Source organism: Micromonospora sp. SL1-18, assembly GCF_047921505.1.
Lineage (GTDB): Bacteria > Actinomycetota > Actinomycetes > Mycobacteriales > Micromonosporaceae > Micromonospora.
Map to the genome: position 1 here is coordinate 1 of NZ_JBLROA010000181.1, position 1,090 is coordinate 1,090.

Annotated in this window: 1 protein-coding gene; it reads left to right on the forward strand. The window is 67.2% G+C overall.

The annotated features are described in order from the left end of the window. Window positions 1-101 precede the first annotated feature (101 nt). A complete protein-coding gene (locus ACNAW0_RS30415) occupies window positions 102-1,025 on the forward strand; it encodes a transposase family protein (protein ID WP_416291486.1) in 924 nt (307 codons plus the stop codon). Window positions 1,026-1,090 lie beyond the last annotated feature (65 nt).

Sequence of the window (1,090 nt, forward strand, 5' to 3'; positions counted from 1 at the left end):
TAACGAGTTGGTGCACGGTAGCGCCGAGGGTTCGATAACGATCTTGTGACGGTGGCCGCGTCGCGGCCAGACACGCGGAAGGGCCGCACGAACATCGCTGAGTGTCTAAGTCAGTGGCCCGTGCGGCCCTGTCGCATCGTATATTCACCGGCATTCCACGTCGACGGCTGGCCAAGCTGATCGCTGAACTCGCCGGACCATGGGACGGACAGCAGGAGTCCCGGCTGCGTCAACGCCGTGGCCGTGACCGGTTACGCGCCCCCGGCGCCGGCCCGCGCCGTGACCTGGTCTTCACCGACCGGGTCATCGCCACCCTGGTCGTCCTGCGCTTCCAGCTTCCCCACGCGGCCCTGGCCCTGCTCTACCAGGTCGACCGGGCCACCATCACCCGCGCCGTCGGTGAGATCCGGCCGCTACTGGCAGCACGCGGCTTCGCCGTGCCCGGCAAGCCCGAGCTACGGCTGCGCACCCTGGCCGACGTGTTCGCCTACGCCGCCGCCGAAGGCATCGAACTACGCATCGACGGCACCGAAGTGCAGGTGAGACGGCCGAAGGCCGGCAAGCCCGGCCGCCGGGCGTTCGTATCCGGCAAGAAGAAGCAGAACACCATCAAGGCCACGGTGATCAGCGACGGCAACGGCCGGCTGCTATGGGCAGGAGCGATCCGCCCCGGCCGCCAACACGACGCCACCGCACTACGCACCGAAGGCGTCGAAGACCTCCTACGCCAGTACCCGCAGGTCCAGGCGTTGGTCGACTCCGGCTACCAGGGACTGGCCCGCGACTTCGACGACCAGGTCACCGCCCCGCCCAAGAAACCACGCAACGACGCCCCCACCGAAGAACTAGCCGTCTACCAGGACAAACGTAAAGCCCAGTCATCCCAGCGGATCTGCGTCGAACACGCCATCGCCGAACCCAAGCAGTGGCGGCCCCTGCAGCGCTACATCGGACGTCGCGAACACTTCCACGACACACTGCTCGCCGTCACCGGCCTGGTCTCCGACCGCTGCGCCGAACGCTAACAAGATCACCAGCCGAACCGCTCAGGTCAGCGCGCCCGGATCCCTATCGTGCACAACCTCGTAAG